Origin of the sequence: Vagococcus sp., assembly GCF_036639995.1 — a bacterium.
Lineage (GTDB): Bacteria > Bacillota > Bacilli > Lactobacillales > Vagococcaceae > Vagococcus.
The window spans coordinates 1-5389 of the sequence record NZ_JAVWHO010000076.1 but is presented as its reverse complement, the minus strand read 5'-3'; the positions used below and the strand labels follow the sequence as shown (position 1 = coordinate 5389).

The 5389-nt window shown below is 32.5% G+C and carries 6 protein-coding genes; 5 read left to right on the top strand and 1 reads right to left on the bottom strand.

Annotated features, from left to right (window positions below; genetic code table 11):
• Positions 1 to 66: 66 nt before the first annotated feature.
• Positions 67 to 1080, bottom strand: coding sequence for a Gfo/Idh/MocA family oxidoreductase (locus tag RR554_RS11990; RefSeq protein WP_332468127.1), 1014 nt, complete (start codon positions 1078 to 1080; stop codon positions 67 to 69).
• Between the two features lie 152 nt (positions 1081 to 1232).
• Between RR554_RS11990 and RR554_RS11985 the strand changes: the two genes are divergently transcribed.
• The 5 genes from RR554_RS11985 to RR554_RS11965 all read left to right on the top strand — a co-directional run.
• Positions 1233 to 2090, top strand: coding sequence for a MurR/RpiR family transcriptional regulator (locus RR554_RS11985; protein WP_332464541.1), 858 nt, complete (start codon positions 1233 to 1235; stop codon positions 2088 to 2090).
• A gap of 82 nt (positions 2091 to 2172) precedes the next feature.
• Positions 2173 to 2808, top strand: a complete 636-nt coding sequence (locus RR554_RS11980; protein ID WP_332464545.1) for a TetR/AcrR family transcriptional regulator — start codon at positions 2173 to 2175, stop codon at positions 2806 to 2808.
• A gap of 94 nt (positions 2809 to 2902) precedes the next feature.
• On the top strand, positions 2903 to 3619 hold the full coding sequence (locus tag RR554_RS11975; RefSeq protein WP_332468126.1) for an ABC transporter ATP-binding protein: 717 nt from the start codon (positions 2903 to 2905) through the stop codon (positions 3617 to 3619).
• Positions 3606 to 4301, top strand: a complete 696-nt coding sequence (locus tag RR554_RS11970; protein ID WP_332468125.1) for a hypothetical protein — start codon at positions 3606 to 3608, stop codon at positions 4299 to 4301. The genes RR554_RS11975 and RR554_RS11970 overlap by 14 nt, the downstream gene beginning before the upstream one ends.
• Before the next feature lie 3 nt (positions 4302 to 4304).
• The coding region (locus RR554_RS11965; RefSeq protein WP_332468124.1) for an MFS transporter at positions 4305 to 5389 on the top strand (1085 nt) is incomplete at its 3' end.

Below are 5389 nucleotides of genomic sequence, written 5' to 3'. Positions count from 1 at the left end.
TGTAAAAAATCAGCGACAATTTTGCCTGAACCAATAATACCTAACTTCATTTTTTCCCTTCTTTCCTTATTTCAAATGTGAGACAGCTTCATTTAATAACTCTATTTGCAACAATGTTTCTTCATTTTTCACTAGTTTCGGCGCATCATGTGCTAGTGTTTCATATAATCTTTGATAAAATAAACTATAATCGCCCACCTCTGATATTACTTTTTCTTCGTGATAAACGCCCTTTTTATCATAGTAAATTAACGTGCCATAATGCTCTTTTAAATCTATTCCAAAATCATTATTTGTCGGCATGTAGAATTGTTTTAAATGTTCTTCCTGACGGTCTTTTGTCTCTTTAATGAAATAACCATTTTTACCATAAACAACAAAACTTGGTCTAGTTTTTGCTCTGAAATAACTTGATTTTACTGAGACTTTCAAATTAGTATCATAAAATAAATCCAAATCAAAATAATCATTCATTCGACCTTTTCCTAATAATTGACGGACATCAAATTGATAATCATCTGGTTTTCCAAAGTAGGATATTACTTGGTCCAATGTATGACACGCATGAGTATAAACAAAGCTATTTGGTTTTGAATACGCTAAAGTCTTTTTAGGAACTTCTGGTCTAAAATAATCAAAGTGCATCTCCACTTCAAATAAATCCCCTAATTTACCTTCCTCAATCACTTTTTGAACAGTTAAAAAATCTGAATCAAACCGACGATTTTGAAAACACTGAATCATCAAGCCTTTTTTCTCAGCTAAATCAAATAATTCCTTTGCCTCTTCAACTGTTTCGCTGAACGGTTTTTCCACTAAAACATGCTTACCATGAGTTAAGGCTTCTTTTGCTAATTCATAGTGTGTATGAGGTGGAGTTGATAGTACCACTAAATCAATTGCATCGTCTTCATAAACATCTCTTGTCTCATTTACATACTCCACACCTTCAATTTTTTCCCATTTTGACTCACTTTTTGAAACAATCTTTTTTATTACTAATCCTGGTACTTTTTGGGCAAATGGTATGTGATAACGATTGGCACTCTTCCCATTTCCAATATAGGCTATATTTATCATTGAAATACCTCCATTAACTTATTTGACTCTAGTTAAACATAAGGGTTTAATAGAGTAAATAACCTGGCTTTCTTTTAACATTTCATTCTATAATTTATTAAAAAGACAATTTTTTTGGAATAATATTCCACGACAAGTAAAGGAGAAAAATGATGGACATTATACTTGCTTTAAACAAACAAGAAAATTTTAATGACACTGAAAAATTTATTGCTGATTATATGTTGAAACAACCACAAGATATCTTAGAAAAATCTGTGCAAGAAATTGCCAATGCTACCTTTTCTTCCACTTCAAGCATTGTACGACTATGTCGCAAAATCGGCTTAAAAGGGTTCAGCGACTTTAAAATACAACTATCTGCCCAGCTTCAAATAAAACCTACTGATATATTAACAGTGAATCCTAACTTTCCTTTTTCAGAAAATGATACTTATGAAGATGTCTCAAAAAAAATAAAGGGACTCTACATAGATTCTGTCAATCAAACAGCCACGCTTTATACTAACGACCTACTAGAACAAGCCGTCATTTACTTATTGAGCGCAAGAAATATTGGGATTTTTGCTTATGGTGATACAACCGTTGCTGCCTTAAATTTTCAAAACAAAATGATGAAGATTGGTTATAATATTCAGATGGCTAACTTGCCAGGAGAAAATCGTCATTTGGCGACAAATTTTAGTGAAAAAGATTGTGCGATTTTAGTTTCCTATAGCGGTGAAAGTAAAAATAATTACCGAATCGCTCAACTTTTAAAAGAAAATCAGACAAAATTAATTGTAGTTACCGCTTATCCAAATTCCCATATTGGAAAAATGGCAGATTGTTTACTACCTATTGCTGTGAGTGAGAGCCAAACCATTAAACTATCCACTTTTTCTTCGCAAATCGGATTGGATTATGTTTTAAACTCTCTTTTTTCTTGTCTTTATGTTGCTAACTATGAGACCAACCAAGAGAAACGACTCGCATCAGAAGAATTATTCTTACATGATCGCTTTTTATAAACAAAAAAACAATTGACATACATACTGTCGGTATGTAATGATAAGTTATCGCATATTATTTTATGTGTTGGAGGTGATGATCATCGCTAGAAACAAACATCCAGAAGAAACAAAACGAAAAATTTTAGCCGTTGCTGAGAAACTTTTTCTAGAAAAAGGCTATGACGGGACAACCATTCAAGACATAATTGATGGATTGGACGGGATGACTAAGGGAGTTATTTATCATCATTTTGACTCAAAATTAGCCATTTTAAATGCTGTCATGGAGGAAAATGATTCACAAAAAAGTTTAAGCGACTGGCATGGCAAAACCGGCTTAGAAAAAATTCAAAATTCGGTTAAAGAAGCCTTTAAAAGTTATAGAAAACAAGAAATCGGCTATTCAGCTGGGGTCACTTTAAAAAGCCCTCGTATTCTAGGTGAGCAATACTTGATGACTTTTGAAACTATTGTTCCTGAGCTTGAAAAAGTCGTTAAAGAAGGCGTAGCAGATGGATCAATCGTAACAGATTCACCAAAAGAAGTGGCTGAGTTGTTAATGCTAACTCTTAATCTGTGGATTGGGATTCAAATCACTACGTTGCCAGAAGAGGAGCTTCACCGAAAAGTTCGTTTTGTCAAAAAAACCTTTGATGGCTTAGGTATCCCTGTAATTGATGCAGAATTAGTGGAAATTGCAGATGAATTAATAACTTATCTTAAAAAAAATAGTTAATCTATTTTTTTTAGAATCATACATACCATTAGTATGTATTTTATTTTTAGCTAATACATACTACTGGTATGTTAAAAAGAAAGAAGGAGAACAAATGATTGAAGTAACAGCGATTGAAAAAAACTATGGTTTAAAACACGTGTTAAAAGGTATTAATTTTGAAGTAAAAAAAGGAGAAATCTATGTCTTACTAGGAAAAAACGGGGCTGGAAAATCAACACTCTTTAAAATTCTCTCTGGTTTAACTCATCCCACAACTGGTTGTGTGACGCTTTTTCAACATCCTTTATCAGATTTAACCAAGCAAAAAATAGGTGTCAGCATTAACCAACCTGTTTTTTATGAGCATTTATCAGCAACTGAAAATTTAAGTATTCACTGTGACTACATGTCCTACCCTCTTACAAAAGAAAGACTTACAACTGTTTTAGCTCTTGTTGGTTTACAGCTAGAAAATGAAACACCTGTAAAAAATTATTCACTTGGCATGAGACAGCGACTGGTTATTGCACGATGTTTAATTCATGAACCTGAGCTTTTAATCATTGATGAACCCTTAAACGGCCTAGATCCAAAAGGTATTCGCCAAATTCGTGAATTGATTCAAACTATTGCAGCTTCTGGGATAACAATCTTAATGTCCAGTCATATTTTGTCTGAAGTTCAAGCTGTAGCAACAAAAATTGGTGTCATTTATAACGGTCAACTTGTTTTTGAAGGTTTTAAATCTGATTTAGTAACACATTACGGGACCAAATTAGAAGATTTTCTTATTAATAAAATGGAGGGTGAATTAAATGAAACTTATTAAATTAGAAATAAAAAAAATAAATCTAATGCCTTATCTATTAACGGCCCTTTTCATGCCTTTTGTCAGCTTAATCTTTATGTATTTTATGGCCTTTATCCCAAAAATTGATACCTCAAATGCTTCAGCGATAGAATTTTCTTCTCATTCTTTTATTTACACCCTTGGCTTAATGATAAATATTGCGGGTTTTGTTTGCTTGGGCACGACTCTCATAGGTAAACTCGTTATTTCTGCTTATGATGATAAAAATTGCTATCTCACTTTAAGCTATCCGGTGGCAAGAAAAAAAGTGCTGCGCGCTAAACTACAGACTGGTTTATTAGTAAGTAGCGTTGGCATTATATTAAGCGGTATTTTTTCAAGCCTTTTATTTTTCATCTCTGAATCCATTTTTCAGATTGTGGATGAACCTGTATTGTTTAATGATGTTGTTAACTTTACACCTCTAATCATTGTTGCGGTCTTTCTCGTCGTTAGTATTATCACTATTTCTTTAAGTATTGGTTGGTGGAAAAATTCAATACCGTTAACAATCGTTTCAGGTATTCTTATCTACTCTGTTTCAAGTAATTTATTAAGTGCAGGACTTCCACTACTCCTAATTTTCACTTGTTTTTTATCCCTTATTACGTTTATTACTTTGTTTTTCTTAGTCAAAAAAGTCAATGGCTTAGAGGTATAAGAGATGAAAAATAAAAATACGTTTCTTCTGATTAGTAGCCAATTGTTTTCCATTCTTGGCACGACACTCATTCAGTTTTTAATCAGTCTATATGTCCTTGATTTAACTAAATCTCCAGGATTATTTAGTATAAGTTTAGCAAGTTCTATGATTGGGCGTTTAGTTAGTCTTCCATTTTGCGGAGTCATCATCGACCGATTATCAAAGAAAAAATTAATGATACTGATGGATTGTGCTTATTTTTTAACAACACTTACCTTTGTATTAGTCAATCGATACACAGAATCCGTCATCACTATCTGTCTCTTTGTTTTTCTATTAGGTATAATATCTGCCTTTGAAACCCCAACCAGTCAAGCTAGCCTCTCACTTCTTTATGACGAAGAACATATTCCAAAAATGACTGGTATCACAACGTCCATTGGTATGTTAGGAAATTTGGTTGGTCCTGTTTTAGCTGGTATTATCTATCAATTTAATCAGCTGTATTTTTTACTTATTATCTGTTCAGCACTTTTTCTAGTGGCAATCTTTTGTGAGTTACAACTTACTATTCCATATTCAAAAGTAGCAAACGATACCTCCATTTTGACCATTATAAAAAATGATTACAGAGAAACAATTGATTATCTCAAACAAAAACAAATCATTTTATCCATCTGTTTGCTGGCATTTTTACTTAATTTTATTATTGCTTCCTTTATTCAAGTTATTGTGCCATCTATTACTAGAATAAATTTAGGAATCACCAATCAAGAATTTGGTATCATGAACGGTTTATTTGCTTTAGGCGGATTACTTGGTGCTTTATGCTATAGTTTATTTTCAAAAAAAATAGCAAGACATCTTCGCCTGCTTTTTAATATTATTTCAATTTGTTTCATTCTTTTAGGCGTAACAGTTTCCTTAACAAAAAGTGAGAATTTAATTTTTGGGTCAATTGTGATGATTATTTTTACAGTGCTTTTTTTAACTGCAATGATTTCAGTTCATTTGCTCTCTTCCATTCAACTGATGATTGAAAAAGAATACGTTGGTCGGATTATCTCACTTATTTTAATACTCTCAACTCTTGCCACACCACTAGG